Genomic DNA, 25,862 nt, shown 5'->3' with positions numbered 1-25,862 from the left:
GATTTGCGTTCGGCCGGCTCTTGGCGAAACGATCCGAAGCGGCTATGTGTCGGGCCGCGTGGTCCCGTAGCTCAGTAGGATAGAGCGGCAGATTCCTAATCTGTAGGTCACAGGTTCGATTCCTGTCGGGATCACCATGCTTTCACAGCAAAGATGAGATCGGCATGTCCATAGGTTGGTCGAAGCTGCGAGCATTTGAGCCCACAGCCTCGGCACATCCAGCTTTCCAGCTTCTTTACGCGGCAGCCTGGATTGGCGGCCCGATGAATTCGCATCCGAAGGCAGATGCCAGCGCATCTATCTCCGCCTTGTGCTGCGGTATCTGGAGTCCCCGCTTGGCGACGCTGGCAAAGAAACCCTCAAATCCTCCGGGCGTCACGCACGTCACGAAGCGGGCCGCCGTGTCGCTGGTAACGAGGAAGGCATGTTCCTTGCCACGGGGTATGAACACCGTATCTCCCGCTTGACGCATGAAGCTCTCGCCTTCAAGCCAGAAACGGGCTTCCCCTTCAACGATGTGGATGATCTCGTCCTCATTATGGTGGATGTGGCGAGGCGGGCCGGATTGCGGCTTCACGACAGCCGCGAACATGCCGAGCAGACCATTCGTTTCAGTTGGCGTGATGAGGATGGTGTACACCGACTGGAGCCATGAGACAGAGGTTCCGGCGGGGAATGCGTCCACAGTCTGATACATCGTGCTTTCCTTCGTGCTGTTCAGGTCAAGCGAAGCCGGCCGGCGTCGTGGTGACTTATCGTGCGAATTTCGGCATAATCGAAATTGATTGTTGCTATCCTAGGTATTGACCGTGTGAATTTCCGAACCTTTGATTTGAATCTCTTGCGCGTGCTGGACGGGATGCTGGCGATGCGCAACACGACCCGGGTGGGAGAATCGATCGGGCTCAGCCAGCCTGCGGTCAGTTCTGCCCTCCGGCGCTTGCGGGATGTTCTGAACGACCCGCTTTTCGTCCGCCAGGGGCAGGTGCTGGTGCCGACCGACTTCGCACTGTCGCTGCAGGAACCCGTCCGCTCGGCGCTGAACAATCTCGAATCGGCTCTCTCGGGCGGAGGCGATTTCGACCCTGCTCACATCAGTCGAAATTTCGTGATCGGCGCGTCAGACTTTTTTCACGAAATGCTCATGCCGAGACTTGCCGGCATCGTTTCGATGCAAGCGCCAAATGTCAGGCTGAAGCTGCTGGCAGCCGAAACAGAGACATTTGGCGCCATGCTGACAGCGAACCGTTTCGACATGGCGTTGTCGATCGGCGTGGACACACCGGCATGGGTGGAGCGCAGCCCTGCATTCAGGGCGTCCAACTCCGTGGTCGCGCGGCGCGGTCATAAGCTGCTTGGATCATTGCAGCGGCGCGATACCGTGCCGCTCGATCTGTTTTGCGGGCTTCCACAGGTGATATTTTCGGTGACCGAGGAATTCACCCATTTCGAGGATGCTGCCCTTTCACGGATTGGCCGGGCACGGCATGTGCAAATGTCCGTGCCTGGTTATTATGGAGTCGGACGGATCGTTGCGCAGACAGATCTTATTGGAGTGCTGCCGACCCGCTTCGCCCTGTCGGTCGCGGACAAGCTTGGGCTCGAAATCTTCCGTCTGCCCTTCGAAATGCCTTTGGTGGAAATGTTCCTGTACTGGCGCTCACGCGATACGACCAGTCTCGAACAAGGCTGGCTGCGCTCGCTCGTGCTTGATTTGTTGTCGCCTCTGGACGAGGTGCATTTTCCGATCCACCCGGACGATAGAGGACCGCCCAGAGGTGCTGTTGTTGCGCCGATTCCGGGTTGATATGCCGGAGTGAAGGAGTCCGGCAGCGCAAACTTGCCGGGCCGCCGACCTGACTATCGGTTTGGCGCCGGGATATTAAGGAATTGAGCGACAAAACCCGCCACTGAGTGAGCGTGCCAGCGACAGAGACTTAACGAGGATCAACCAAGGCTTACCGGCCGCTGGATGTGATCTGCCCAAATGCCAAGACTGCGGAAAAGAACACGAATGCAGCAGACACAGAAATCACGATGACGAGTGAATCGAAAGGCATGAGCCGCTCTCCCATTTTTGAGAAAGCGTAAGTCGTGCTGCTCCCCGGACTCTTGATCCAAGTCAAATGGGCCCTATCCCTCCCGGAACAAAAAAGCCCGCCCGGCCCGAGAGCCGGGCTGGGCGTTTACCAAGGCGCGAATTGGTCAGGCTTCCTGTCCATCACCAGGGCGACGCCTCGAGCCGCAGCCATCTTTGCGATAAGAGCCTCCAGATCGGCATCCGATCGCATCGATCCGGTTTTCTGTCGGAGTAGGGAAACCGCCTCTGTGACAGAGAGGGGGACTTCCCCCTTTGGCTCGCTCAAGATTCTGTCGGCTGCAGCCGCAACGTTGCAGGTCTCTGGTGCAAGCTGAATCCTCATGGCTACCTCCATTATAAAGGTCGCGCCACGTGAACTCCACAACCCAATTACGGTTCCCACCAAGCAGCAAAAACGAGCCTGCCGGCGTCGCCCTGCTGGCGCTCAGGAGCGCGAGGCGACAAGGGCGCCGCAGGCCAGCCCGCCCTACAGGTCAAGTACACCGGCCTTCACGCGTTGAGCCATTTCTAGGTGTCATGGCTGATCAATCGCAGGGAAGATGGCGGCTTGGCTTTGCCGGCGAAGATGGTGCAAGAGCGTTTGGGCCACAGTTCCATCACGTTGATCATGGACACCTACGGCCACGTGTTCCCGAGGACTGATGATGCCGCAGAGCTGGCAAATACCGAGGCCTCGCTGCTGCAGTGACTGCGACATGGCGACGGCAAAGCCTTGAGCTATAATGATCGGAGGAAGTTTCCTAATCTGCAGGTCACGGGATCGATTCTTGTCGGGATCATCATGCTTTTCGATCGTTTAGCGAAGAATCGCCGCACTTTTGCGAAGATTTAGTCATTGGAGAGGACGAATCCATCCCGCCCGCGTGCGCGCATTTGATAATTGTCGAGTCTCGGAGGTGAGAGAGAATCCCCGCCTGCACTGGCATTTCGGCATTCGTCTGATGCATTGGCTGACCGTAGTCGCGCTCGCGGCGCAAGTCACCATAGCCTTCGGACCGATGAACGGGCCGGGTATGGCGACGATGAACTGGCTTCCGCTCCACATGTCGATCGGCGCGACGATCTTTGCCATCATCGTGCTCAGGCTTTGCTGGCGCGTCTGCACCCGGGCCCCTGTCAGGCAAACCTCACGGCTCTCGCGGTTTGCGACAGCTTTCTTCCACGTGTCTCTCTACGTCACGATTCTTGCCGTCCTGATAACGGGATGGCTGGGCTACCGGCCAATGCCCTTCATGCCGCCCGCACTGCTTTTCGGAACCTTGCCCGTGCCGTTAGCGCCATCCGTCGGTGCACTGCCGGCAAGGGGTTTCGCGCTTGTCCATGCAAAGCTGGTCTGGATAATGCTTGGGCTTGCCGGTGTTCACATCCTGGGTGCTCTGGCGCATTTCGTGCTGTTGCGCGATGGCGTCATGCGAAGCATGGTCTTCAGTCGGCCGAACACGGCCTCGCGGGGATAGAACGTGGCGCTTGCGGGCGACGATGAGGGCGGCTCCTCACGCCATCGCCCACAATCCCCCCGCAACGATCACCGCATAGCGTGCGGCCTTGCCCATTGCGACAAGAACGACGAACACACCGAGGTTCACGCGTGCCGCGCCCGCCGCAATGGTGAAGGCATCTCCGACGACCGGCAGCCAGGCAAACAGCAGTGTCCATTCGCCAAAGCGCCGGAAGATTCGGCTTGCCTGCTCATAGCGATCGGCAGTGACGGGGAACCAGCGCCTGTTCCGGAGCGAGTCGATGCCACGCCCCAGAACCCAGTTCACCACGGAGCCGAGCGTGTTGCCGATCGTGGCGACCACAAGGAGCAGCCCCGGATCACCGCGGCCCGCGACGATCAGGCCAGCGAGCACCGCCTCCGATGAAACCGGCAGGATGGTTGCGGCGAGGAACGCGCTGAGGAACAGCGCGCCATAGAGCGCCACCACGCCGGACTATGCCTGCACGTCGACAATGCCCATCATGCCGAGCTGCTCATGCTCGAGGATGTGGCAGTGATACATCCTCGGCCCTGGCCGGTCCTGCCGCAACAGCAGCCGCACCGTCTCTCCGCGCGCGACGTTGACGGTGTCTTTCCAGGCGCGATAGGCCGGCTTTGATATCTCGTCGCCGCGCTCGTGCTCGACCACCTGGAACTGCGTCCCATGCACATGGAATGGATGATCCATGTCCGCCTTGTTGACGATCTCCCAGAGTTCGACCTGTCCAGCCTTGGCAACGATGTCGACGCGCTTCATGTCGAAAGCGGCGCCGTTGATCAGGAACCCCATCTCCATGCCGGTGGCGTTCATGGTCATGGTTTCGGTGAAGACGAAGCGGCGGCTGACGGCAGGAGCACCGAACTGCACCATCGGCCGTAGCCTGTCGGGCAATGGCGGGACCGGCTCTGCCGGCGTCTCCGAAACGTCGACCGTGAACAGCGTCAGCCCGGCATCGGCGGGACGTCCAGCACCCATCCAGCCGCGATCGTAGTCGAGCGTGGACAGCGTCGCGGTGCCGGGCTTCTCGAAGGAGACAATCAGTTCAAACCGTTCCGCCGGGCTGAGCAGGATCTCGTCGGCCGCGACTGGCGCCTCCAGCAGACCGCCGTCCGTTCCGATGATCGTCATCGGGGCGCCGTCGAAGGAGAGCCGCAAAAAGCGCGCGTTGGTCGCATTGTAGAACCGGAAGCGCCGCTTCGTGCCGAAGGGGACCGTCAGAATTGGATTCTTCTGTCCATTGACCAGCACATGGTCGCCGACGCGCCCGTTCATCAGGTCCGTCATCGTGTTGTCGGGCAAGGTGCCATCGGCCGCTAGGCGCAGGTCGGTGAACACCAGCACGGTGTCGCCATAGGCGGCCGGGATCGGATCGGCCTTCGGCTTGACCACGAACGCACCGGCAAGGCCGCGATAGACCTGCTCGGCCGTCTTGCCGTGCGGATGCGGGTGATACCAGTAGGAGCCGGCGCTGCCTTCCGGCAGGTCGAAGCTGTAGGTGCGATCCGTGCCCGTCGCGACCGGGTCCATCGGATTGCCGTCCTGGTCGGCCGGCACCGGCATGCCGTGCCAATGGATGGTGCTTGCCTCGTCCGCAATCCGGTTGGCGAAGGTGATCTCGACGCGGTCGCCCTCGACCGCCTCGATCAGCGGCCCGGGGCTGGTGCCATTATAGGCGAGGATCGGCGTGTCCAGCCCTTCCGCAAAACGCGCCGTGGTGGACCCAGCCGTCAGCTTCGCCTTGAACAGGCCGGGCGTATCGGCTTCGTTGGCGAGGCGGGACAAGTCGCGAAGGGCTTCTCCTTCCGGCAGCACCGCCGCGCCTTGCGGCGCAGCGCCCATATCGTGGCCGCCCATATCCATGCCGGGCATGTCGTCCATCTTCATCTGGGCGGTCGCACGCTGGCTCACGAGAACCGTCGCAAGACCCGCCGCCAGAAAACCGCGTCGATGCATCTGTCGTCTCCTCGATCAGCCATTGAATGCCAGGGGCCATCCCAAGAAGACTGCCTATGCCCAGCCGGGTCAATGCGGCGTTTGGGCAAGCTGGTCAGCCCAGCGTCATGGCCACTGGAAAGCTCTTCGACGATCGGGCAGTGCGGGCGACCGTCGCGCCAAAAATCCGCCATGGCGCCGACTATCAGCAGCCCATGCGAACAGGCCGTTTCAGCCAACCCGAACGACAAAATGCTTCGTCACCGGCTCGACGATCTTCCAGGTTCCCTTGAAATCGGCTTCCACCACGAAGGCATCGCCGGGACCCACTTCGACCGGTGCGCCGCCGTCGGGCGTGATGATGATGCGGCCGGCGATCATGTGCACGAACTCGTAGTCAGTGTAGGTCGCATGATAGGTGCCGGGCGTCGCTTGCCATGTGCCCGACATCACCTTGCCGTCTTCGGTCGTGTGCTGGACCGCGGTCTTCATGGTCGGCTTGCCCTCGACCACGACCCAGCCGGCCAGATCGCCGGCTTCCGCGTTCTCGACGGCGCCGAATTTGAGGATCGTCTCGTGTGTCATGCCCTGGGCTCCGTCTGGTCCGATGTGCTGGCATCATGTGCCTGGACGGTCAGATAGCCGATGCCCCTGCCGCGGGCAATGGCGGCGCCGCGCGCCGTGCGCCGCGCGGCCCGGCGCTACGTCCGGTTCGACGGCGGGTTACGGTTTGTGCTGCGCCGAGACAAGCTCGGCCTTGCGCCGCGCCGTCTCCAGTCCAAGGCCGATGAAGGCGCGCGCGTGCTTGGCGAGCGCCATGTTGTCGGTCCACAGATTGCGCCAGATGGCGGTTTTCTTCGACAGGTTCTCGTCTACGATTTCCGAGGAGAAGGATTCGAAGCTGAGGTCGTCGCTGTAGCCGATGGCCATGAGCGCATCGAAGATCGCCGCGAAGTCGATATTGCCGGTGCCGAGGAAGCCGCGATGACTCTCGCCGATATGGACATAGCCGATCTTGCTTGCGGCGTGGCGTATGGCCAGCCCGACATCGGCCTCCTCGATGTTCATATGGAAGGTATCGAGATGCAGGAAGATGTTGTCCGAGCCGGTATCCTCGATGAAGGCCAGGCCTTGCGCGGCGGTGTTGAGCAGGTTGCTTTCGAAGCGGTTGACGATTTCGAGGTTGAGCGTGACGCCGGCCGCCTTGGCCGTATCGGCGACCTTCGCCAGCGTGGCAGCGCTGCGCTTCCATTGATCGCGCGTCGGTGCCTCGACCTGCAGTCCATGACTGGCCGAGAGGATGCCTCCGACCTTCTGGCCGCCGAGATCGCGCGTCAGCGCGATGGTGTTGTTGAGGATATCGATACCGTGCCCGGCAACCGCCTTGTCAGGGCTGGAAATGTCGCCGTCGGCCGGCAGGCCGATGCTGATCGCGACGCCGAGCCCGAGATCGGCGATGCGCCTGGCGAGCCTGCCGATATCGACATTGGCGGGGTCGAGATAGGAGAACTCGATCAGGTCGAAGCCGGCCTCCCTGGTGCTGGCCAGCGTCCGTTCGAGCTCGGCCTGCGCCGAACTCGCCGACCAGACGAAAGAATGGATTCCGATGCGCGACATGATCGTCTCCGGTTTGCGGATGGGAATGGGCGCGGCCAAGTCGGCCGCGCCCGTGTTGGACGGATCAGCGGGCCGCGGTCCAGCCCTTATAGTCCTTCAGGTTCTCGGCGGTGATCAGCTTCGGGTCGAGCAGCACGGTTGCCTCGGCCGGTTTCTTGCCGGCCAGCAGGTCAGCCGCCATCGTCAGCGACTGGCCGGCCATCACATACGGGTCCTGCGAGGCCGAGGCCTTGATCATCGACATGCCGGAAGCGAGTTCCTTCTCGATATCCGGGGCGCCATCGACCGCGGTGAAGATGAACTCGGAGCGGTTGAGCTGCTTGGCGGCGAGCTGGGCGCCGATCGCCGTCGGATCGTTGATGGCAAACACCGCATCGATCTTGTCGAAGCGGGTAAGCAGCGACTGGAACACCTTCAGGCCGCCGTCACGCGAGCCCTCGGCATTCTGGTCGTCGGAGAGGATCTTGATGTCCGGATGCTGCGAAAGCACGTTCTTGCAGCCCTTGACCCGCTCCAGGATCGACGACGATGCCGGGCCGTTGAGGATGACGTAGTCGCCCTTGCCGCCGGTGTGGTCGACCAGATACTGGCAGGCCTCCTCACCGGCCTTGACGTTGTTGGTCATCACGGTGACATCGGCGCCCGGCGCCGAGACGTCGAAGGCGGCAACAATAATGCCGGCCGCCTGCGCCTTCTTCACCGCCGGCGCGATCGCCTTGGCATCGACGGCATTGAGCATGATCACATCGACCCCGGCGGCGATGAACGAATCGACCTGCGAGACCTGCTTGTTGAGGTCATAGTCGGCCGACACCGACGTCACCTCGACCTTCGGATTGATCTTCTTGGCCGCGTCCTCGATGCCCTTGATGGTGGCGACGAAGAAGGGGTTGCCGAGCAGGCCGACCGAGATGCCGACCTTGTTCAGGTCCTTGGCCGAAGCAGGCGCAATGGCGACAGCCGCGAGTGCGACGCCGCAGAGCAGTTTGGCGATGGTCTTCATTTCTTTCCTCCGATTGCCCCGCGCCTCTCACGGTGCGTTACACACAAACCGGCTCGTTGACGCCGGCGACTAAGGTCAATCACGTCCTTGCTCCGGCCTGGAGCCTGTAGCGGTCGAGGGCGACTGCCACGATGATGACCAATCCCTTGATGATGTACTGCCAGATGTCCGAAACGCCGGCCAGGATGAGGCCGTTGGAGAGCACCGCGATGATCAGGCCGCCGATCAGCGTGCCCCAGATCGAGCCGACGCCGCCGACGAAGCTGGTGCCGCCAAGGATGACGGCGGCAATGGCGTCGAGTTCGTAGGACTGGCCGAGTTGCAGCCCGTTGGCGGCATAGAGGCGGGCCGCCGACATGGCGCCGCCGAGGCCGGCCAGAAGACCGGAAACGCCATAGACGAAGAGCAGCACCAGCGGCACCTTGATGCCGGTCAGCCGCGCTGCCTCGGCATTGCCGCCGACGGCATAGATCCAGGTGCCGAGCACGGTGCGCTTGAGCACCAGCCAGGACAGCACGACGACCGACAGCGCGATGATGACCAGCCACGGAATGCCGAACAGCGAACCGTTGCCGATGAAGTCGAACGGCAGGTCCGAATTGAACACCGTCGTGTCCTGCCCGAGCAGGCGGGCAACGCCGCGCACCGCTGTCAGCGAACCCAGCGTGACGATGAAGGGCGGCAGCTTGATGTAGGCGATGAGCAGCCCGTTGATGAGGCCGAAGCCGAGACCGACCAGAATGGCGGCCGGAACGCCGAGCAATCCCCAGTCCGGCACCAGCGACACCATCACCGCCACCATCGCCGAGGCGGCCAGGATCGAGCCAACCGACAGGTCTATACCACCGGTCAGGATGACGAAGGTCATGCCGGCCGCCAGCACGATGTTGATCGACGACTGCTGGGTGACGATCAACAAGTTGGTCTCGGTGAGGAAGCGCGGATTGAGGAACTGGAAGCCGGCCGCCAGCAGGATCAGGATCGGCAGCATGCCGAGCGCGGCGAAGGCGGTGCGCAGCCGCTGGCTTCGCCCGGCCGCCTGCTCACCCGCGCTCGTCGTCCCGATCGCCCCGGTCTCAATCGACTTGTCGGTCATCGCTGAGCTGCTCCCGTTGCAAATTCCATGATCGCTTCCTGGCTGAGCGGTTGGTCCTGCGATGCCGTCACCTCGCCGGCGATGGTGCCGTCGCGCATCACCAGCACGCGATCGGCAACGCCGATCACTTCCGGCAACTCGCTGGAGATCATCAGGATGGCGATGCCCTTCTTGGCGAGATTGTCGATCAGCCGGTAGATTTCCGACTTCGCCCCGACATCGACGCCACGGGTCGGCTCGTCGAGGATGACGACTTGCGGCTCGGTCTCGAGCAAGCGGGCGAGCAGCACCTTCTGCTGGTTGCCGCCCGACAGCGAGCCGGCATTGGCCTGTACGGACCGGGCGCGGATGGACAGGTCGGCGATGGCCCCGGCGGCACGTCGCTGCGCGGCAGCGAAATCGCGCAGCCCCCCTGCCCGTGCGTCCCTGGCGAGCACGCCCATGCTGATGTTGTCTGAGATCGACATGTCGAGGAACAGACCGAGTTCCTTGCGGTCTTCGGTGAGATAGGCGATGCCGGCATCCAGCGCCTCGCGCGGCGAGCCGATCGAGATCGCCTTGCCGTCGAGTTCCAGCGTGCCCGATGTGCGCCTGTCGGCGCCGAAGATCAGCCGCGCAAGCTCCGTGCGCCCAGAGCCAACCAGGCCTGCCAGCGCCAGCACCTCGCCCTTGTGCAGGTCGAAGGAACAGTTCTTCAGCAGACGTCCGTCGGACATGTCGCGCACCGACAGCGCCACCGCGCGCTTTTCGTCCGGCGGGCGATGGTCCTTCTTGTAGAAAGCCGACAGATCGCGGCCAACCATCATCGACACGAGCCGCGAGGCACTGAGATCGGCGCGCTCGAGCGTGCCGACATAACCGCTGTCGCGCAGCACGCTGACGCGGTCGGCAAGCTGGTAGACCTCTTCCATGCGGTGGCTGATGTAGATGATGGCGATGCCTTGCGACTTCAGTGTCGCGATGACATCGAACAGCCGGTCGGTCTCGCGCGAGGTCAGCGACGTGGTCGGCTCGTCCATGACAATGATGCGCGCATTGGTCGACAACGCGCGGGCGATCTCGACCAGCTGGCGCTCGCCAAGCGACAGGCTGGAGACCGCATCGCGGGCCGAGAAGGAGACACCGAGCCGCGCGATGATCTCCCCGGCGCGCCGGTCGCACTGGTCGCGGTCGACGATGCCGAAGCGTCGCGGCTCGTTGCCGAGGAAGATGTTCTGCGCCACCGTCAAATTGGGCGCCAGCGACAGCTCCTGATAGATCACCGCGACGCCGCTGGCGCGCGCCTTGATCGGATCACCGGTCGCGGCCGGCATGCCATCGATCAGGATCTCGCCACCGGGATCCGGCCGATAGGCGCCCGACAGCACCTTCATCAAGGTCGACTTGCCGGCGCCGTTCTCGCCCATCAGCGCATGGACTTCGCCGGCATGGACGCAGAGCGAGACGTCCTGCAAGGCGCGGATTGCGCCGAACGTCTTGGAGATGTGCCGCATTTCCAGCACCGGCCGGCGCGCCGTCTCAACCTTGGCGGCGGCGCTCATCGCGCGCCTCCCGCTGCCGCGCCGGCGATGCCGCGATCCATGGCAAGAGCGCGCCAGTCATCGCGATAGCCAGCCAACCCCGTGAAACCCGAAGCGCGCACCGGCTCCGGCGCTTCGGCGGCGAAGTCACGCCCGACGCTTTCGAAGGCGAGCGCCGCGGCACCCGTGGCGCTGCCTTCCAGCGTGGCACCCTGCAGGAAAGCTTGGCCGGGACGCAGCTGCGCCAGCAGGCTGGCGAGCAGGCCGCCATTGTTCAACCCGCCATCGACGATGACGGTGTTGTGCGAACGGATGAGATCGAGCGACAGGTCGACCATCAGCGCCACGTAGAGCAGCGCCACGGCCGCGCGTCCCTCGGCGCTGGGCGTACCGCCGATGATTTCGCCGGAACGGCCGGACGTCGGTCCGCCCGGCGCAAAGCTCGGCAGCGCCATAGTGCCGGCGTCGATCATCCGCTGGATCGCGGACAGCGCGATCGCGCCTTGCCAGCCGCCGCTGATCACAGCGAATTCGCGTCCGCCCATGAAGCGTATGGTCGGCACCGGGCCGCCATCGACATCGACGTTGACCAGCATGTCGCGGTCACGGTCGAGCGCGTCGAGCGGGCAATCGGGATTGAGCACGATGACCCAGGTGCCGGTCGAAACGACGGTGACCGGGCCAAGTTCTTGCCGGCGATAGGCATACAGCGCCGCATTCGAGTCATGCACGCCGTTGTGGATGGCGATCGGTCGCGCCGCATCGCCGAGGCGCCGCTCGCCGATGACTGTGCCTGCACGTTCGAAGGAAGGCATCCGGTCGCGCCATCCCTGGGCATCGACAAGCGAGGAGAAATCACGCTTGCGTGGCGCCCACAAATGCGAATGGCAGCCGAGATAAGACACTTCCGAGACCGGCCGGCCGCCAAGGCGCCAGCTCCAGTATTGCGGATAGCCGAGGATCGCTTTCGCCGCCGCGAAAGCGTCGGGCTCGACCTCCTGCAGCCACAGCATATGCCGGCCATAGTTGAAGCCGAGCGGCAGTTGCGGCGAGAAAGTCTCGGCGAAATCCGGAATGCGGCGATCGATCCGCGCGGCAATCTCGGCCGGTGGCTCCTGTTCGTAATCGAGAATCGGATGCGTCAGCGCCGTCTCGTCGACCAGCGCAAAGGTACAGCCATGGCCCGACACCATCAGCCCTTCCACCCCGTGGCTGTCGACCGCGTCGGCGACGGCACCGAGCGCCCAGTCGTGGAGGTCGGCTTCATCGAGCACGCTGAAGCCGCCTTGGCGCACCCATTTCGGCTGCGTCCGGCGCTCGTCGAGGATGCGTCCGTCCTGCCCGAAGACAAACAGCTTCGAATTGGTCTTGCCGAAGTCGAGCACCGCCACGTTCACAGGACGGCTCCCGAGGAAGGAGCGATGCGCACCATGACACCGGCGTCCTCCAGCATGCGCGCGTCGATGTCGGACAGGCCGTCATCGGTCACCAGCGTGCCGATGCGGGAGAGCGGCAGCGCGACATTGCGGGCGTGGATCGACAGTTTGCGGCTGTCGGCCAGCACCACGATCTGGTCGGCGCATAGGCTGAGCTCGACGATGGAGCGCACCAGCAGCGGATGCGATTCCAGCACGCCTTCCTGGCTAAGGCCCTGCGCGCCGAGAAAAAATTTCGAGGCATAGAAGGGGATGCCCTGGGTGAGCGAGTGGATGATGCCGGGTTCGCGATGCAGCTCGCCGCCGGCAACCGTCAGACTGCAATGGCCGTGATCGCTCAGATAGGCCGCGAGCGGCATCGAGTTGGTATAGAGGCGGATGTTGCGCTCGGCGAGCTTGACCCCGAGGTGGAAGCAGGTCGAGCCGCCATGGACGATGACCGCGTCGCCATCGCGCACCATGGTCGCTGCAAGGGCGGCGATCTGCCGCTTGGCCTCGACCGCGAGATCGCGGTTCTCATCATAGGGTTTGGCGTAGGCGACGCCGGCCTGTGAGGCGCCATCAAGCGCCGAGATGCCGCCATAAACCTTCCGCGCTTCGCCGGCCTCGTCGATCTTGTCGATGTCGCGCCTGACCGTCGCGGCCGAAACGCCAAGCCGCTCCTGCAGCTCGCGCACCGAGGCGAACGGGCGGTCTCGCAACAGTTCGACGATCTGACGCTGGCGGCCGGACTCGCTCAACTCTTCCCTCCCAGATGCCATTTTTCACGGCAATTGGCGCAACTTACTCAACATTGGTCAGATTTCAAGCCGGTTTTGATGATAGTAGATCACAGTTGACGTAGATCGCTCGTATCTGCGATATCAGCGCCGACATCGATCCCGGTGACGGGATTTCGTGCGAGGCACGACCTAGCCGGGAGGAAAGGAACCATGGCGATCCAAGCTGATGCGCAGGAACTGGCTGCCTTGCGGACGCTTTCGGCCAGCATCGGGCAGAGCCCGCACCTCACCCAGGCGGCGGGCGGCAACACGTCGCTGAAGGCCGGCGACACTCTGTGGATCAAGGCTTCCGGCACCTGGCTGAAGGACGCGCTCACCGAGGACATCATGGTGCCGGTGGCAATGTCGCCGCTGCTCAAGGCCGTCGAACAACGCGACAGCGCCGCCGACCAGCCGCAGGCTTTCACCATTGCTGCGCTCAACCCGCGCGGGCTGCGCCCGTCGATCGAAACCACTGTGCACGCCTTGATGCCGCAGCGCGTCGTTCTGCATGTCCACTGTGTCGACACCATTTCGCTTGCGGTGCAGGCTAACGGCGAGACCGAGGTTGCCAGGCGGCTCGACGGGATCGAATGGGCCTATGTCCCCTATTTCCGGCCTGGCCTGCCGCTTGCGCGCGGCATTGCCGAAAAACTTCGGCCTGATGTCGACGTGCTGATCCTTGGCAATCACGGGCTGGTCGTCGCCGCCGAAACCGTCGCCGAAGCGGAGCTTCTGCTGCGCCGCGTCCGGTCGCTGCTGGCACGGCCGGCGCGCGCAACTGCGGCGCCCGACATTGCCGCCTTGACGACGCTTGCCGGCGACAGCTTCTACCGACTGCCGGCGGATGTCGAAGCGCATGCGGCTGCGCTCGACCCGGAAAGCCGTCGCATGGCGGAGGCCGGCAGCCTCTATCCGGACCACGTCATCTTCCTCGGCCAGGGCTCTGTCGTGGCCAGGCCTGGTGAGGATGTGGCGCGCGTTGTCGCGCGGCTGGGCACGGCGCCGGCGGCGATCCTGTTTCCCGGTGCCGGCGTCCTGATGCGCGGCGACGCCAGTGCCGGCGCCGACGCCATGCAACGCTGCCTTGCCGACGTGACGGCGCGGGTCGATGTTACAGCGACGCTGAACTATCTCACCGACGCGGAGAACGACGAGCTGGTCAACTGGGATGCCGAGCAGTATCGCCAGAAGCTGAACGCCGCAGGCTAGCAAAGGACAGATGACATGATGCCACTTGTCATCGGCATCGATATCGGCACCTCGGGCGCGCGCGCCGTCGCCATGCGTCCGGATTTTTCCATTGCCGCGCGTTCCGCCGTTCCGCTCGACAGGTTCGGCCAGAGCCCCCGCGATCCCGCTGTCTGGTGGGCAGCGGTTGGCGCCGCGCTGACGGAGCTGCTTTTAGCCATCGACCGCGCCACGGTCCGCGCGATCGCCGTCGATGGCACGTCCGGCACGCTGCTGCCGGTCGACGGTGCCGGGCGGCCCCTTGCCGAGCCGCTGATGTACAACGACAAGGTCGCCGATGACGCCATCCTGGCCGTGATCGCCCGCGAGGCGCCGGCCGCAAGCGCCGCGCATGGAGCGACTTCAGGCCTCGCCAAGGCCCTGTGGTTCCAGCACCTGCCCGGCATCGCGGCGGTGCTGCACCAGGCCGACTGGATCGCCGGAAACCTTTCCGGCCGTTTCGATTTCAGCGACGAGAACAATGCCCTGAAGACAGGCTATGACGTCGAGGCCCGTCGCTGGCCAGACTGGATCGCGGCGACCGGAATGCGCATGGAATTGCTGCCGCGCGTGGTCGAGCCGGGCGACGTCACCGGCATCCTGACCGCGGCCGTCGCGGACCTGTTCGGTTTGCCGCGCGATGTGATCGTGGTCGCAGGCACCACGGATGGCTGCGCCTCGTTCCTTGCGACAGGCGCCGCGTCGATCGGCGACGGAGTCACCGCGCTGGGCTCCTCGCTGACCATCAAGATCCTGTCCGACCGGCCGATCTCGGCGCCGCGCTACGGCATCTACAGCCATCGGCTTGGCAACGCCTGGCTGGCGGGTGGCGCATCGAATTCCGGCGGCAAGGTGCTAGCTCAGCATTTTCCGCTGGCGCGCATCGTCGAGCTCAGCGCCACGATCGACCCCACGACGGAAACTGGCCTCGACTACTATCCGCTCGGCACGGCCGGCGAGCGTTTTCCGATCGCCGATCCGGCGCTGCCGCCACGCCTTGAACCACGGCCGGCGGACGACGCCGACTATCTGAAAGCGATGTTCGAGGGTATCGCCGCTATCGAAGCGCTTGGCTATCGCAGGCTTGCCGAACTTGGCGCGCCGGCGCTGACATCGGTCAGGAGCGTCGGTGGCGGCGCGGCAAACCCGGCCTGGACGGCGATCCGTCAGCGCAAACTTGGGGTCGATTTCCTGCCAGCACTTTCCGACGAGGCCGCAGCCGGCACGGCGCGGCTGGCACTGATCGGCGCAAGCAAGGCGGGACTCCTATGAGCGTTAACAAGGTCGTGCGCCTCGATGACATCGGGCCGCTGGCGGAGCGCTACGAGGTTTTCCTGCTCGACCAGTTCGGCGTGCTGCATGACGGCTCGGCCCCTTATCCAGGCGCGGTTGCGGCGTTGTCGGCGCTGAAGGAGGCCGGCAAGACCGTGGTGCTGATTTCCAATTCCGGCAAGCGCGCCAGGCCCAACGAGGACCGCCTGCTGAAGCTCGGCTTCGCAGCCGGAAGCTGGGATCATTTCGTCTCCTCCGGCGAGGTGGCGTGGCGATCCTTCCACGGAATGGCGGCAACCGGAGCGTTGCCTCCCCGCACGAACTGCCTGCTGATCAGCCGCGATGACGACCGCTCGGCGATCGAGGGCCTGCCTTTTGTCCTGACCGGAGCCGGCGACAAGGCCGAACTGGTGCTGATCTCGGCCAGCGAGGGGGACCGCTACGACCTCGACCATTATCGCCGGCTGCTTGCCCCGGCAGCGGCGCGGCAGGTGCCGTGCTTCTGCACCAATCCCGACAGGATCATGCTGACCGCGGTCGGACCTCGCTTCGGTGCTGGCGAGATCGCCGATCTCTATGAAAACCTCGGCGGCAGAGTCACCCGCATCGGCAAGCCCTACCCGGCGATATACGACGCGGCACTTGCGCTGGCCGGCAAGCCGGACCGAGGCACCGTGATCTGTGTCGGCGACAGCGTCGAGCACGACATAGCAGGGGGAAATGGCGCCGGCATCGCCACGGCGCTGGTGCTGGGTGGAATATTGGCGGACGTGACCGATCTTGCTGCCGTTTTCGAGGCAGAGAAGGCCTGGCCGGACTATATCACTGCTTCCTTCAGCTTTCGCTGACCGCCTCGAGCATGCGCCGAGCGCTTTCCTCGTCGGTGATCAGGATCGTCGGCGCGACGAGGGTCATGGCGCCGAGCAGCGCTTCGATCTTCTCCTCGCCGCCGGAGGTCAGGATCCGGATCGGCGCCTTGCGCAGCCGGTCGACATCGACCGACATCACCAGGCTGTTGATCGGATGGTCGACCAGATCGCCATTGCGATCGAAGAAATGAAACAGAAGGTCGCCGACGGCGCCACGCGCAAGCAGGGCCTCCCGGTCCGCTTCCCTGAGAAAGCCGCCGCGCGAGAAGGTCGTGGCCGAAGCGATGCCGCCGACGCTCAGCAAAACGGCATCGAGCACGTTGGCCATTTCAAAAACCTCCTGCAGGCCGCAGCGCTCGACCAGCGCGATCTTGGTCTCGACGCTGTCGACGACGGCCGGCGTCGGGATCAGATAGCCGTCGCCCTGGAAGATTTCGGCGAAGCGCCAGGCGAACTCGGCCGGGTTGAATCGGCGCACGACCCCGACACCGCCAAGCAGCGAAATGACCTTGAAGTCGGTGAGCGATTTGGCGCTGATGAAGGGCAGGCTCGAGAACAGCGTCCGGCCCCAGCCGACGCCGACCCGCATACCGGATTTCATCGTGTCGGACAGGAAACTGCCGGTTTTGGCACTGATTGCCGGTAGCGGATCGGCGTCGGGTGCGGAAAGCGGCGCCACCAACGCCTGCTGCAGCCCGAACGTCTTTTCAAGCGCCCGCTCCAGCCGCACGATTTCCGACAATTCGCTTTCGATGCTGATCTTCACCTCGTTGCGCGAGCGGGCCTCCGCCAGCATGCGCACGATGGTGACGCGGCCGACGCCGAGGACGTCGGCGATCTCGTTTTGCGTCATCTGCTCGACGAAATACATCCAGGCGGCGCGAATCCTGAGGCGATCCGTCCGGCTTTCGTTGACAACCTGCTCGGTTGCCCCGGTTCCTGCCCGACCGTCGTCGCTTTCGCTCTGTCGCCGCCTGGCCAAATCTATCCTCCCCCGCGGCGATGGACGCGCCCGCCGTCGCCGATTCTGCCTGCTGGTCTAATATCGCCTATTGATCTACCAATCGATAGGAACAATGTAGAGTAGGCGACTGGCCTCCTGCTGGCGGTCATTCGCATGAATTCGAGGCGATCCGCGATGCTCCGACAAATCTCCGAAGATGTCCGCGTCAACCTGAAGGACCGGTTGCGGGAAGTCCGCGATGTCATCCGTCAGAGCCGCCACGATGGCACTGGCGACGCCAGTGTCTTGCGCGAAGCAACCAGCCATCTGCCGCCGTTTCCGGGCAAGGGCATCGAAGGCCTGCTCAGCCATGCCGCGAGTGCCGTCGACGAAGCGCTGTCGATTGCCGAATCGTTTGTTCCGCATGAGCGTCCGATAAAGGTGGACGGCACGACCGCGAAAGGCCTCGGCACCTATTTCCCGGTCGGCAACGAGGATCACCAGCTGAGCGCGGAGCGGCTGTTCCGGCGCGATATGTATTATCTGACCAAGGCGGTGCTTGCCGGCCTGAACATCGAGAATGCCCGCATTCACGAAGCCGACTTTGCCGCCGTCCATGCCACGATGCGCAAGCGGCACGGCGATCTGCTAGCTGCACTGACCGCGCCTGACGCCGGGCTGCCGGCGATCGCTGCCACCTGTTCGGCGCTGCTGGTCGAGTGCCTCAACCAGCGCCCTGTCCGTCTTACCGAAACCGCATTGGAAATACCGGCGGCGATGAGTGGCCGAGCGCTCGACATAAGCTGTCTGGCACCGCTCGTTCTGGCCTGCGGCCTGGCGACCACCGGCCGGGACGGTTCGCCCGAGCCCGACATGCTCGAGATCGCGATCCTGGCAGCCGATATCCGTCACGATCGCATTGCTCAGGCCTGCGCCAAGGCGAATGCCATCGATGAACTGACCTCCGTCTTCACCACCTTGCTTGCGCACTTGCCGTAAGCTCAGCTAGCGGCGGGGATTCAGTCCTCGCCCGCCATGGCCATGATCGTTTTCTTGGCGCGCTGGATCGAGGCCGGGCTCATGCTGAGTTCGGTAAGCCCCATCTTGACGAATGTTGCAATGAGATCGGGCCGTCCGGCGGCCTCACCACACATGCCGACCATGATGCCGGCAGCGACGCCCGCTTTCGCGGTCAGTTCGATCGCCATCATGACGGCCGGATTGGTGACGTCATTGAGCTTGGCCACGGTCGGGTTGAGCCGGTCGGCGGCCATGATGTACTGGGTCAGGTCGTTGGTGCCGATCGAGAAGAACGCCACCTCCCTGGCCAGCGCCGGGGCGATCAGCACGGCGGCCGGGGTTTCGATCATCACGCCGAGATCGAATGTCGCGTGCGGCACGCCTTCGGCCTTCAGTTCCGCCGCGCATTCATCGACCAGGCCACGCGTCCGCCTCACTTCCGATATGTCGGACACCATCGGCAGCATCACCTTGATGTTGCCATGGACGGTCGCCCTCAGCAGTGCCCGCAACTGCTGCTTGAAGATGTCGGGCCGGTCGAGGCACATGCGAATGCCGCGCCAGCCGAGGAAGGGGTTTTCCTCATCGGGAAACTCGATGCCGGCAATCGGCTTGTCACCACCGATATCGAGCGTGCGCACGATGACCGGGTATGGGGCGAATGCCTTGGCCAGCGCCGCGTAGGTTTCCGCCTGCATGTCCTCCGAGGGAAGGTGCATATGGCGCATGAACAGAAGCTCGGTGCGGAACAGGCCGACGCCCATGGCGCCGGCTTCCTGTGCCGCCTCGATTTCCTCCAGCGAGCCGATATTGGCGGCGACCTCGATGATCGTGCCATCGGCGAGCTTCGGCGTCACCGTCTTGAAGACGGTCAATCCGGCGCGCTCCTTTGCTGCCGCTTCAACGCGATTGGCGAAATCGGTTCGTGTCGCCGCATCGGGATCGATGATCACATGGCCGGCATTGCCGTCGAGTGCCACTTCGCGCGCCGTGCGCAAGGCATTGACCTGATCGCCGAGGCCAAGCACTGCCGGAATGCCGTGCGAGCGGGCGATGATGGCGATGTGCGAGGTGGCGCCGCCATGGCCGCACACCACGCCGCCGATGCGTTTCAGCGGCGCACGCGCCAGATCCCAGGCGCCGATGTCGTCGGCGATCAGGATGGCCCCTTCGGGGATGTTTTCGAGGCTGACGTCGTCCTGCCCGAGCAGCACGAGGCAGATCTGCCGTCCGACCGCATGGACGTCGTCCGCCCGCGCATTGAGATAGTGATCATCGACGGCGCTGAAATCGGCGGCGATGGTGGAAGCGGCGGTGATGACGGCCGAGACCGCGTCGTTGCCGCCCTTGATCAGCCCCTCGGTCTCACCGGTCAGGCTGTCGTCGGCGGCAATATCCCTGAGTGCCGCGATGATGCCGCGGTCTCCCGCGGACAGTGTGTCCTGCGCCAACGCCCGGTCCATGCGCATCTGGACGGCGGCGACGGCGGCGCGGAACCTGTCAACCTCGCCCGCGATTTCTTCAACCTGCAACATGCGGCCTTGTCCGGCGATATCGGGCGGGAAATGCGCGAAGGCCGGCCCGATGGCGGACCCTTCGCTTGCCGCCACGCCGCGCAGACCGCTTGCTCCAGCAGGTGCCACCGGCGCGGTTTCGGGCGCCGGTGCGGGGGCCATTTTCTGCCCGGCATCATTCACTGGGCTCTGCGAGTCAGCTTCATCGTCGAGGCCTGCCTTTGGATTCTCGAGATAGCCGATCAGCGCTTCGATGGCCTCGATGGCGTCGGCGCCGTTCGCCCGCACCGTGACCTCCTGGTTTTCCTTGACCGCCAGCAGCATCAGCTTGACGGAGCTTTTGGCGCTGACCGCCTTGCCGTCCTTGACCAGCTCGACGTCGGATTCGAAGCCCTTGGCGAGCTTGACGAACCGCGTGGCGGGACGGGCGTGCAAACCTTCATGCACTCTGACGATGGTCGAGCGTTCCATGGCAATACTCTGGTTTTGGGCGCCGCTCCCAACATAGGCTGCGGCACGAATGCTGTCAGGCGGCGATGGTGATGATCGCGCCCGTCTTCAGGGCGGCCACGAGCGCTTGGCTGTCGACTTGCGATGCGCAGATCTCGCCCGGCCTCTCTGCCTCGGTGGCGCCGTTGAACGAGATGACGACATGGCCCATCTCGAGCACCTTGCTCCAGGCGCTGGAGCCGACCGCCGTGATGGTCGCGGAAACCGGTCCGAGGGTGATCGACGCGCCCTTGGCGGGCGCGCCGTCGCTGGGTCCGTGCTCCGTCTTGTGGAGCACGGAAACCTCGGCAAGCTCCGGCGGCGAGCCATCCGCGAACAGGATGACGACGCCCCCTTCGGCAAGGTCCGCCACTTCGGGCCCAATGGCAGTGACCCGTGTTCTCAACAGAACCGTCATATGGCGAACCTCATTTCGTGCTTTTCTCTAGAAAACGATCAGGCTGACGACCCAGGCGATCAGCACGGAGATCGGACCCATGATCTGGCGGCTGATGAGCACCGCCGGAACACCGATCTCGATCGTCTTCGGCTTGGCCTCACCGAGCGCCAGGCCGACAGGAACGAAGTCGCAGCCGACCTGGGTATTGTAGGCAAACAGCGCCGGCAGCGCCATCGCCGGCGAAATCGTGCCATTGGCGATCTGCGGACCGATGATGGCCACGCCGATAACCTGCGCGATGACCGCGCCCGGTCCCAATATGGGTGACAGGAACGGCAGGCCGCAAATGGCCGAGATGATCAGCAGGCCGACAATGTTGTTGGCCAGCGGACCCATCGGCTGTGCCAGCACATCGCCAATGCCGGTGTACAAGATCAGGCCGATGAGCATGGTCACGAAGGCCATGAACGGCAGCACGTTGCGCACGACCTGGTCGATGGTGCGGCGGCCGGCATTGAAGAAGATGCCGACGACACGACCCATGACGCGGCCGATCGAACTGATCAGACCGATCACGCCGCCCTCGCTTGGCAGCGCCTGCGGCGCCGCGGGCGCATTGTTGTTGCTTGAACTCATCGATGCTGCTCCCCCCGCAGTGGTGACCGCCTCGGATCCGTCCGCCATCGCGATGTTGGCCGGCTTCACGCCCGAAACGTAGATGTCCTCGGTGATGAACTGGGCAAGCGGCCCAGACTGACCGACCGGCGTCAGATTGACGGTCGGGATACGCTTGCGCGGGTAGACGCCGCATCGTGCGGTGCCACCGCAATCGACGACAACAACCGCCATCTCGCTTTCGATCGGCGGCGCCTTGAAGCCGTCAACGGCCTCGGCGCCGGTCATTTCGGCGATCAGGGCAGCCACCGGATGAATGCCACCACCGGTGACCGAAACAACCTTGTTGCGCTGTTCGGTCGGCTCGATCACGAGCGGGCCGCCCCAGCCGGTTTTACCTCGGGAGATTCGTACAGCTTTGTATGTCTTGGCCATGATGTCCTCCCCGCCCTTACAGCTCGACGCCCTGGCGGCGTGCCATGATGGCAGTGATGCGCTCGGTCAGCATGCCTTTGAGCAGGATGACGACGAGACCGACGATGGCGTACCAGATCGCCACCTTGACGTGGTAACCGGCGACGACGGCGCCCTTCTTTTCCAGCTCCAGCAGAGCGACGAGAATGCCGCCCCAGACAAAGTATTCGCCGGGGTTGATGTGCGGGAACAGGCCGAGCGGCGGGTGGACGTAGGACACGGCCGCGTCATAGAAGGCCGGCTTGTGCTTTTCTTCCAGGAACGATCCGAACGTGTAGGCCATCGGGTTGGTGAGGAAGAACACCGCCAGCAGCGGCAGCAGCGTATAGCGCGTCAGCGCGATCCTTCCGGCGCCGCGCGCCAGACCGTGGACACGCTCCTCGCCGACCAGTTCGGTGACGGCATAGAAGGCCGTCATCAGCACCACCAGCGTCGGAATGATGCCGGTGACAAAGCCGGCGAAAACCTCGCCGCCCTTCTGGAAAATGCCGATGAAGTACTTGCCGATGGCGGTCAGCCAGCCGAGCTGCTCTTCCTGCTGGACCTCTTTCAGCTTTTCCTTGAACTGATCGACGGTGATCGGTCCGCTGTCCGCTTGCGCCAGGACAACGAGATGGTCCGAGGCATGCTCTACGGCGAGCTTGCCATGCAATGCGGCATCCGAGACCATGGTACCTGCAACATGCAGATTGTGCACGGCCATGTCGGCATGCTGCGCCAACAACGAAAATACAGACATTTCTCCTCCTTATGCCGTCCCGCCGGATATCCCAGTCGGCGCACGGCGTCCTCTAGAGCATGATACCGAAAAGTGTGAAGCGGTTTTCGGGCGACATCATGCTCTAACCCTTTGATTTAGAGGCGGATTCAGATTTCAGGTCGATTCGACCTGAAATCATCCGACTCTAGGCCCTTGCTACGTTCAAGCCGGACAGGCCCGGCCTCTTCCCCGGCTCCGACCGTGCTTTGTCGATCTGTTCGATCGCCCGCTTCACGGCCTCGGCCACACCGGGTTCCCCCTCTCCCATGATTGCAGGATTGGACCGGAGTCGATCGAGGGGAACGCCCTCGAATTCTTGATGTCGTTTGAACTTGGTGAAGACGGACCGGCCACTCATCACCATCAGGCGGCGCACGATCAGGTCAGGCGTCACCACGACCAGCGCGATGGTTCCCTTGGCGAATCGACCGCGAAAATTGCCGGCGCCGACGAAGCCGTCCTTGTATTGATCGGTGACGCCCCGGAAGACATCCGAATAGTGCCGCATCTGCAGCCAGACGCCGAGCGACTGCAGCGCCCACACAATAACCAGCAGAAGCAGTCCCCACTGCCAAATCGCCATTCGGTCTCCTCCCGAAGCCTCCGTCGCGCCGCACCTTGGCCCGGCGCGTGACAACAGCAAAGTGAGAACATTTGTTTCCGAGAATGTCAATATGTATGATATTGGCGTTTGCAGTTGTCATCCACAGGGACGCTGATCGATTTCGGCGGCGGCGCTGTTGTGCTAGTCTTGCCGGGAAACAGGAAACGAGGAACATGGATCTGCCCTTCAGGGACGAACTGGCCCTTATGCCCGACCTTCGCCACCGGTTGCGGCAGTTGCGCTGGTTCCGCGCCACCTTTCGCGGCAGCGCCAAGGTGGTGTCCGACACGTTCGGCGTGCGCTTCGAAATCGATGAGGCGAAGCTCACCAGGGCCTTTCTCGACTGGGTCGAGATCATGGAGGCGCAGAAACGCTTCGCCGCGATCGACCGCGCCGACTTCATCGTCTTTGCCGCCGGCCTGGTGCTGCGCGAACTGATAAGACAGGCGCCGGCCAGGGAGGTCTCCGGCCTTACCCAGCTGATCGAAACGGATTCGAATGCCGGCACGCTGGAAATCGTCCGCTTCTGGCCGGAAGGATTCCTCTACACCAACTACTGCGTCTCGGTGATTTCGGCGATTTATGAGCAGGAATTCGGCAGCGCGCCGAGCATCGACAAATGCGCCGACGACCTGCGCACCTGGTGGTCCTATCGCGAGAATGTGACCGAGATGCCGGCCTATGCGGTGGCTTTCCTCGACCGCTTCCTTGGCGCGGAGCCGAACTGGATCACGCCGGACCGCGCGCAGTCCCGGCAAGCCATGCAAAGGGCGCTCGGATCCTCGCGCGCGAGCGATGCGCTACGCCAGCTTTGAGTCTCGCCGGTTTCGCTCCACCGAAACATCGCGCTATTGAACATTTGATTTTTTGTCGATAGCGATGTGCGAAATTGACTCCGGGGAGATGCGCGTGGCGCGATCAAGGTCTATCATTTTCGATTGCGACGGCGTTCTCGTCGATAGCGAGCCCCTAGCCGCCAGGGCCTATGAGCGTGTCTATGAAAAGCATGGCATGCCCGGCGTTCATGGCGGCATCATCGCCCAGTGCATCGGCATGAAGCAGTCCGACATCATCGTCAGGATCAGGGAATTGACCGGCCATCAGTTTCCGCCGGCGGCGGGCGGCGACATCTGGGCCGAGACCAAGATCCTGTTCTCAGAGGAACTGAAGCCGACGCCCGGGGTCACCGCATTTCTGGAGACGCTTGCCGGCGACCGCTGCGTTGCCTCGTCATCCTCCGTCGAGCGCATAGACCACAGCCTTGCGGTGACCGGACTGGCGCGCTTCTTCGGCGACGCAATCTACAGCTCCTCCATGGTCAAGAACGGCAAGCCCGCGCCCGACATCTTCCTGTTCGCAGCCGACAAGATGGGCGCCAACCCGGCCGACTGCATCGTCATCGAGGATTCGCCCTTCGGCATCCAGGGCGCGGTCGCCGCCGGCATGACGGCCATCGGCTACACCGGTGGCGGGCATACCTATGCCGAGCATGCAGCGCGACTGACAGCGGCCGGTGCCGATTTCGTCTGCGCCGACTGGCATGAAGTTAGCCGGCAACTGTCCGGCCTCGGTATCCCCGCTTAGTCTATTAGCGGCCAGGTAGTCCGAGGCGGACCCAGTCCTCGCGCGGGATAGTATCTCCGACACGGAAGGTGAAGGACAAGACCCTCGTCGCATCGGTATCGACCTCGCACCGGAAGCTGAGATGGTACCATGTGGTTGTCGTGCGAAAGGCGACATCCGGGGCGTCCAGAATATTGCCCGCCTTCAGCGGAACACTTGGGATCAATTCGGGAAAATAAGAGGCATCCAGCAACTGCTGCTGCAACGCGCTGGCGCAAAGTGTGGCAGCACGCCGACCGCGAGGCACCCCACCCATCGATGTCGTGGCCAGTGCATCGCTGGTAGCGCCCTGCGAGTAGAGCTTGCGAACGCCCGGAAGACCCGAATAAGCCCGCGATTTGGCAACGGCGGTGTCCGCAGGACTTTGCCTGCTGGCGCTCCCGCTTCCGGACTTCGAGACCTTTGAGGGGTTGGCCTTCGGCGCATTTGCGGGTTTGGGCTGCGGCGTTTCGGCCGACATGGGAAGCTCGATCTCACCGTCGCCGCTGGCGGCAGCCTGTGGCGTTGGTGAGACGACTGTTTGCTTGTCGGCGTCGTGCGCCTCTGCCGACGCGGCGGATTTGTCCTCTGCCTGCTTCGGCACGGCAGGCGGCTTCGAATCGTCATCCGTCGCCGGCGAGGGCGAGTTGTCTTGAGCGCTGGCCCCATCCAGGGATTTCCTCGGGCCGGCATCCTTGTCGCCGAACTGGAAAACAGGCTTCAGGACCTCAATCGGCGGGGGCTTCTGAGCCTGCTTTTGCGGCGGAGGAGGCTTTTCGACTTTCTGCTCGGGCGGTTTTTCAACCTTCGGTTCCTGTGGCTTTTCGGCTTTGGGCTCCTTTGGCTGCGGTTTCGGCTTTGGCTGATCGGGCGGAGGCACCAGCGCGACATTGACCGGCTGCTCCTGCTGCGGCTCTTGGGGACGCGTTGGCAGGCCGTAGATCAGGAACGCTGCGATGAGCGCATGCAGGATCAGCGATGCGGGCACGCCCCACAGCAAATTCCGACGCCGTTCTCGTGCCTCGTCCTTCATTCTGACCGATGTGGAATGAAATAGCGGCGGCTTCAAGCATAGACACCGGATTGGCGCAATTTAGCCGCTGCACAGCTTGGTGATCTGGAT

25 protein-coding genes, 1 tRNA gene and 1 pseudogene are annotated in these 25,862 nt (G+C 63.6%); 10 read left to right on the top strand and 17 right to left on the bottom strand.

What is annotated here, in order from left to right; all coding sequences use genetic code 11:
* Positions 1 to 60: 60 nt before the first annotated feature.
* Positions 61 to 137: transfer RNA gene (locus BLS48_RS27665), tRNA-Arg, on the top strand.
* A gap of 98 nt (positions 138 to 235) precedes the next feature.
* On the opposite strand, the gene BLS48_RS27660 is transcribed toward BLS48_RS27665, so the two are convergent.
* Positions 236 to 697 (bottom strand): cupin domain-containing protein, encoded by a 462-nt coding sequence (locus BLS48_RS27660; RefSeq protein WP_091584772.1) that lies wholly within the window; start codon positions 695 to 697, stop codon positions 236 to 238.
* A gap of 84 nt (positions 698 to 781) precedes the next feature.
* On the opposite strand from BLS48_RS27660, the gene BLS48_RS27655 reads away from it, so the two are divergent.
* From BLS48_RS27655 to BLS48_RS27640, 3 genes and pseudogenes are all read left to right on the top strand, one after another.
* A complete protein-coding gene (locus BLS48_RS27655) occupies positions 782 to 1,807 on the top strand; it encodes a LysR substrate-binding domain-containing protein (RefSeq protein WP_143019521.1) in 1,026 nt (341 codons plus the stop codon).
* Between the two features lie 760 nt (positions 1,808 to 2,567).
* Positions 2,568 to 2,789 (top strand): annotated as a pseudogene (locus tag BLS48_RS27645) (site-specific integrase); the annotation flags it as partial.
* A gap of 208 nt (positions 2,790 to 2,997) precedes the next feature.
* The gene (locus BLS48_RS27640; RefSeq protein WP_244529924.1) at positions 2,998 to 3,558 is read left to right on the top strand and encodes a cytochrome b; all 561 of its coding nucleotides are present in this window, start codon (positions 2,998 to 3,000) and stop codon (positions 3,556 to 3,558) included.
* 36 nt (positions 3,559 to 3,594) lie between these two features.
* On the opposite strand, the gene BLS48_RS27635 is transcribed toward BLS48_RS27640, so the two are convergent.
* The 9 genes from BLS48_RS27635 to BLS48_RS27595 form a co-directional block, all read right to left on the bottom strand.
* Positions 3,595 to 4,029, bottom strand: coding sequence for a YqaA family protein (locus BLS48_RS27635; protein WP_091584766.1), 435 nt, complete (start codon positions 4,027 to 4,029; stop codon positions 3,595 to 3,597).
* Between the two features lie 6 nt (positions 4,030 to 4,035).
* Entirely contained in the window at positions 4,036 to 5,535 is a 1,500-nt protein-coding gene (locus tag BLS48_RS27630; RefSeq protein WP_091584764.1) for a multicopper oxidase family protein, read from the bottom strand.
* Positions 5,536 to 5,745: 210 nt separating this feature from the next.
* Positions 5,746 to 6,099 (bottom strand): cupin domain-containing protein, encoded by a 354-nt coding sequence (locus BLS48_RS27625; RefSeq protein ID WP_091584762.1) that lies wholly within the window; start codon positions 6,097 to 6,099, stop codon positions 5,746 to 5,748.
* A 138-nt stretch (positions 6,100 to 6,237) separates the two neighbouring features.
* Positions 6,238 to 7,131, bottom strand: a complete 894-nt coding sequence (locus BLS48_RS27620; protein ID WP_091584819.1) for a sugar phosphate isomerase/epimerase family protein — start codon at positions 7,129 to 7,131, stop codon at positions 6,238 to 6,240.
* 64 nt (positions 7,132 to 7,195) lie between these two features.
* Positions 7,196 to 8,134 carry an ABC transporter substrate-binding protein gene (locus BLS48_RS27615; protein WP_091584761.1) on the bottom strand — a complete coding sequence of 313 codons (939 nt, stop codon included), beginning with the start codon at positions 8,132 to 8,134 and terminating at the stop codon, positions 7,196 to 7,198.
* Between the two features lie 79 nt (positions 8,135 to 8,213).
* On the bottom strand, positions 8,214 to 9,230 hold the full coding sequence (locus tag BLS48_RS27610; RefSeq protein WP_091584759.1) for an ABC transporter permease subunit: 1,017 nt from the start codon (positions 9,228 to 9,230) through the stop codon (positions 8,214 to 8,216).
* A complete protein-coding gene (locus BLS48_RS27605; protein WP_091584757.1) occupies positions 9,227 to 10,771 on the bottom strand; it encodes a sugar ABC transporter ATP-binding protein in 1,545 nt (514 codons plus the stop codon). Before BLS48_RS27605 ends, BLS48_RS27610 begins: the two co-directional genes overlap by 4 nt.
* Entirely contained in the window at positions 10,768 to 12,147 is a 1,380-nt protein-coding gene (locus tag BLS48_RS27600; RefSeq protein ID WP_091584755.1) for an FGGY-family carbohydrate kinase, read from the bottom strand. Before BLS48_RS27600 ends, BLS48_RS27605 begins: the two co-directional genes overlap by 4 nt.
* A complete protein-coding gene (locus BLS48_RS27595; protein ID WP_091584753.1) occupies positions 12,144 to 12,926 on the bottom strand; it encodes a DeoR/GlpR family DNA-binding transcription regulator in 783 nt (260 codons plus the stop codon). Before BLS48_RS27595 ends, BLS48_RS27600 begins: the two co-directional genes overlap by 4 nt.
* A gap of 192 nt (positions 12,927 to 13,118) precedes the next feature.
* Here BLS48_RS27595 and BLS48_RS27590 point away from each other — a divergent pair, with 192 nt between their 5' ends.
* From BLS48_RS27590 to BLS48_RS27580, 3 genes are read left to right on the top strand one after another with little or no spacing between them, the layout of a single operon-like run.
* On the top strand, positions 13,119 to 14,159 hold the full coding sequence (locus BLS48_RS27590) for a class II aldolase/adducin family protein (protein WP_091584751.1): 1,041 nt from the start codon (positions 13,119 to 13,121) through the stop codon (positions 14,157 to 14,159).
* Between the two features lie 15 nt (positions 14,160 to 14,174).
* Positions 14,175 to 15,449, top strand: coding sequence for an FGGY-family carbohydrate kinase (locus tag BLS48_RS27585; protein ID WP_091584749.1), 1,275 nt, complete (start codon positions 14,175 to 14,177; stop codon positions 15,447 to 15,449).
* Positions 15,446 to 16,297: a TIGR01459 family HAD-type hydrolase gene (locus tag BLS48_RS27580; RefSeq protein ID WP_091584747.1), complete on the top strand. Its 852-nt coding sequence runs from the start codon at positions 15,446 to 15,448 to the stop codon at positions 16,295 to 16,297. The genes BLS48_RS27585 and BLS48_RS27580 overlap by 4 nt, the downstream gene beginning before the upstream one ends.
* Here the strand turns inward: BLS48_RS27580 and BLS48_RS27575 are convergent.
* Complete coding sequence (locus BLS48_RS27575) at positions 16,284 to 17,300, bottom strand: sugar-binding transcriptional regulator (RefSeq protein ID WP_091584745.1); 1,017 nt, start codon at positions 17,298 to 17,300, stop codon at positions 16,284 to 16,286. The two genes, BLS48_RS27580 and BLS48_RS27575, sit on opposite strands and share 14 nt — an antisense overlap.
* 156 nt (positions 17,301 to 17,456) lie before the next feature.
* Between BLS48_RS27575 and BLS48_RS27570 the strand changes: the two genes are divergently transcribed.
* On the top strand, positions 17,457 to 18,260 hold the full coding sequence (locus BLS48_RS27570; RefSeq protein ID WP_091584743.1) for a hypothetical protein: 804 nt from the start codon (positions 17,457 to 17,459) through the stop codon (positions 18,258 to 18,260).
* 20 nt (positions 18,261 to 18,280) lie between these two features.
* Here BLS48_RS27570 and ptsP read toward each other — a convergent pair whose 3' ends face one another.
* The 5 genes from ptsP to BLS48_RS27545 all read right to left on the bottom strand — a co-directional run bounded on the left by ptsP (position 18,281) and on the right by BLS48_RS27545 (position 23,116).
* Positions 18,281 to 20,266, bottom strand: coding sequence for a phosphoenolpyruvate--protein phosphotransferase (ptsP, locus tag BLS48_RS27565; protein ID WP_091584741.1), 1,986 nt, complete (start codon positions 20,264 to 20,266; stop codon positions 18,281 to 18,283).
* 55 nt (positions 20,267 to 20,321) lie between these two features.
* On the bottom strand, positions 20,322 to 20,702 hold the full coding sequence (locus BLS48_RS27560) for a PTS glucitol/sorbitol transporter subunit IIA (RefSeq protein ID WP_091584739.1): 381 nt from the start codon (positions 20,700 to 20,702) through the stop codon (positions 20,322 to 20,324).
* Between the two features lie 27 nt (positions 20,703 to 20,729).
* The gene (gene srlE / locus BLS48_RS27555) at positions 20,730 to 21,734 is read right to left on the bottom strand and encodes a PTS glucitol/sorbitol transporter subunit IIB (RefSeq protein WP_091584737.1); all 1,005 of its coding nucleotides are present in this window, start codon (positions 21,732 to 21,734) and stop codon (positions 20,730 to 20,732) included.
* Positions 21,735 to 21,750: 16 nt separating this feature from the next.
* Complete coding sequence (gene srlA, locus BLS48_RS27550) at positions 21,751 to 22,512, bottom strand: PTS glucitol/sorbitol transporter subunit IIC (protein WP_091584736.1); 762 nt, start codon at positions 22,510 to 22,512, stop codon at positions 21,751 to 21,753.
* Positions 22,513 to 22,678: 166 nt separating this feature from the next.
* Positions 22,679 to 23,116 carry a transcriptional regulator GutM gene (locus BLS48_RS27545; RefSeq protein ID WP_091584733.1) on the bottom strand — a complete coding sequence of 146 codons (438 nt, stop codon included), beginning with the start codon at positions 23,114 to 23,116 and terminating at the stop codon, positions 22,679 to 22,681.
* 194 nt (positions 23,117 to 23,310) lie between these two features.
* Between BLS48_RS27545 and BLS48_RS27540 the strand changes: the two genes are divergently transcribed.
* A complete protein-coding gene (locus BLS48_RS27540; protein ID WP_091584731.1) occupies positions 23,311 to 23,952 on the top strand; it encodes a hypothetical protein in 642 nt (213 codons plus the stop codon).
* 94 nt (positions 23,953 to 24,046) lie between these two features.
* A complete protein-coding gene (locus BLS48_RS27535; RefSeq protein ID WP_091584817.1) occupies positions 24,047 to 24,721 on the top strand; it encodes an HAD family hydrolase in 675 nt (224 codons plus the stop codon).
* A gap of 4 nt (positions 24,722 to 24,725) precedes the next feature.
* Here BLS48_RS27535 and BLS48_RS27530 read toward each other — a convergent pair whose 3' ends face one another.
* Positions 24,726 to 25,772, bottom strand: coding sequence for a DUF930 domain-containing protein (locus tag BLS48_RS27530; RefSeq protein ID WP_091584729.1), 1,047 nt, complete (start codon positions 25,770 to 25,772; stop codon positions 24,726 to 24,728).
* Positions 25,773 to 25,862 lie beyond the last annotated feature (90 nt).

The organism is Mesorhizobium qingshengii (genome assembly GCF_900103325.1).
Taxonomy (GTDB): Bacteria; Pseudomonadota; Alphaproteobacteria; order Rhizobiales; family Rhizobiaceae; genus Mesorhizobium; species Mesorhizobium qingshengii.
This window is presented reverse-complemented; position numbering and strand designations above follow the sequence as displayed.

Bases quoted from the DNA above. Each gene is read 5' to 3' on its own strand.
- BLS48_RS27610 (WP_091584759.1), bottom strand. From the start codon at position 9,230: ATGACCGACAAGTCGATTGAGACCGGGGCGATCGGGACGACGAGCGCG.
- BLS48_RS27580 (WP_091584747.1), top strand. From the start codon at position 15,446: ATGAGCGTTAACAAGGTCGTGCGCCTCGATGACATCGGGCCGCTGGCG.
- srlA (WP_091584736.1), bottom strand. From the start codon at position 22,512: ATGTCTGTATTTTCGTTGTTGGCGCAGCATGCCGACATGGCCGTGCAC.
- ptsP (WP_091584741.1), bottom strand. From the start codon at position 20,266: ATGGAACGCTCGACCATCGTCAGAGTGCATGAAGGTTTGCACGCCCGT.
- BLS48_RS27540 (WP_091584731.1), top strand. From the start codon at position 23,311: ATGGATCTGCCCTTCAGGGACGAACTGGCCCTTATGCCCGACCTTCGC.
- BLS48_RS27585 (WP_091584749.1), top strand. From the start codon at position 14,175: ATGATGCCACTTGTCATCGGCATCGATATCGGCACCTCGGGCGCGCGC.
- BLS48_RS27625 (WP_091584762.1), bottom strand. From the start codon at position 6,099: ATGACACACGAGACGATCCTCAAATTCGGCGCCGTCGAGAACGCGGAA.
- BLS48_RS27590 (WP_091584751.1), top strand. From the start codon at position 13,119: ATGGCGATCCAAGCTGATGCGCAGGAACTGGCTGCCTTGCGGACGCTT.
- BLS48_RS27630 (WP_091584764.1), bottom strand. From the start codon at position 5,535: ATGCATCGACGCGGTTTTCTGGCGGCGGGTCTTGCGACGGTTCTCGTG.
- BLS48_RS27605 (WP_091584757.1), bottom strand. From the start codon at position 10,771: ATGAGCGCCGCCGCCAAGGTTGAGACGGCGCGCCGGCCGGTGCTGGAA.
- BLS48_RS27560 (WP_091584739.1), bottom strand. From the start codon at position 20,702: ATGACGGTTCTGTTGAGAACACGGGTCACTGCCATTGGGCCCGAAGTG.
- BLS48_RS27660 (WP_091584772.1), bottom strand. From the start codon at position 697: ATGTATCAGACTGTGGACGCATTCCCCGCCGGAACCTCTGTCTCATGG.
- BLS48_RS27545 (WP_091584733.1), bottom strand. From the start codon at position 23,116: ATGGCGATTTGGCAGTGGGGACTGCTTCTGCTGGTTATTGTGTGGGCG.
- BLS48_RS27615 (WP_091584761.1), bottom strand. From the start codon at position 8,134: ATGAAGACCATCGCCAAACTGCTCTGCGGCGTCGCACTCGCGGCTGTC.
- BLS48_RS27570 (WP_091584743.1), top strand. From the start codon at position 17,457: ATGCTCCGACAAATCTCCGAAGATGTCCGCGTCAACCTGAAGGACCGG.
- BLS48_RS27530 (WP_091584729.1), bottom strand. From the start codon at position 25,772: ATGAAGGACGAGGCACGAGAACGGCGTCGGAATTTGCTGTGGGGCGTG.
- BLS48_RS27620 (WP_091584819.1), bottom strand. From the start codon at position 7,131: ATGTCGCGCATCGGAATCCATTCTTTCGTCTGGTCGGCGAGTTCGGCG.
- srlE (WP_091584737.1), bottom strand. From the start codon at position 21,734: ATGGCCAAGACATACAAAGCTGTACGAATCTCCCGAGGTAAAACCGGC.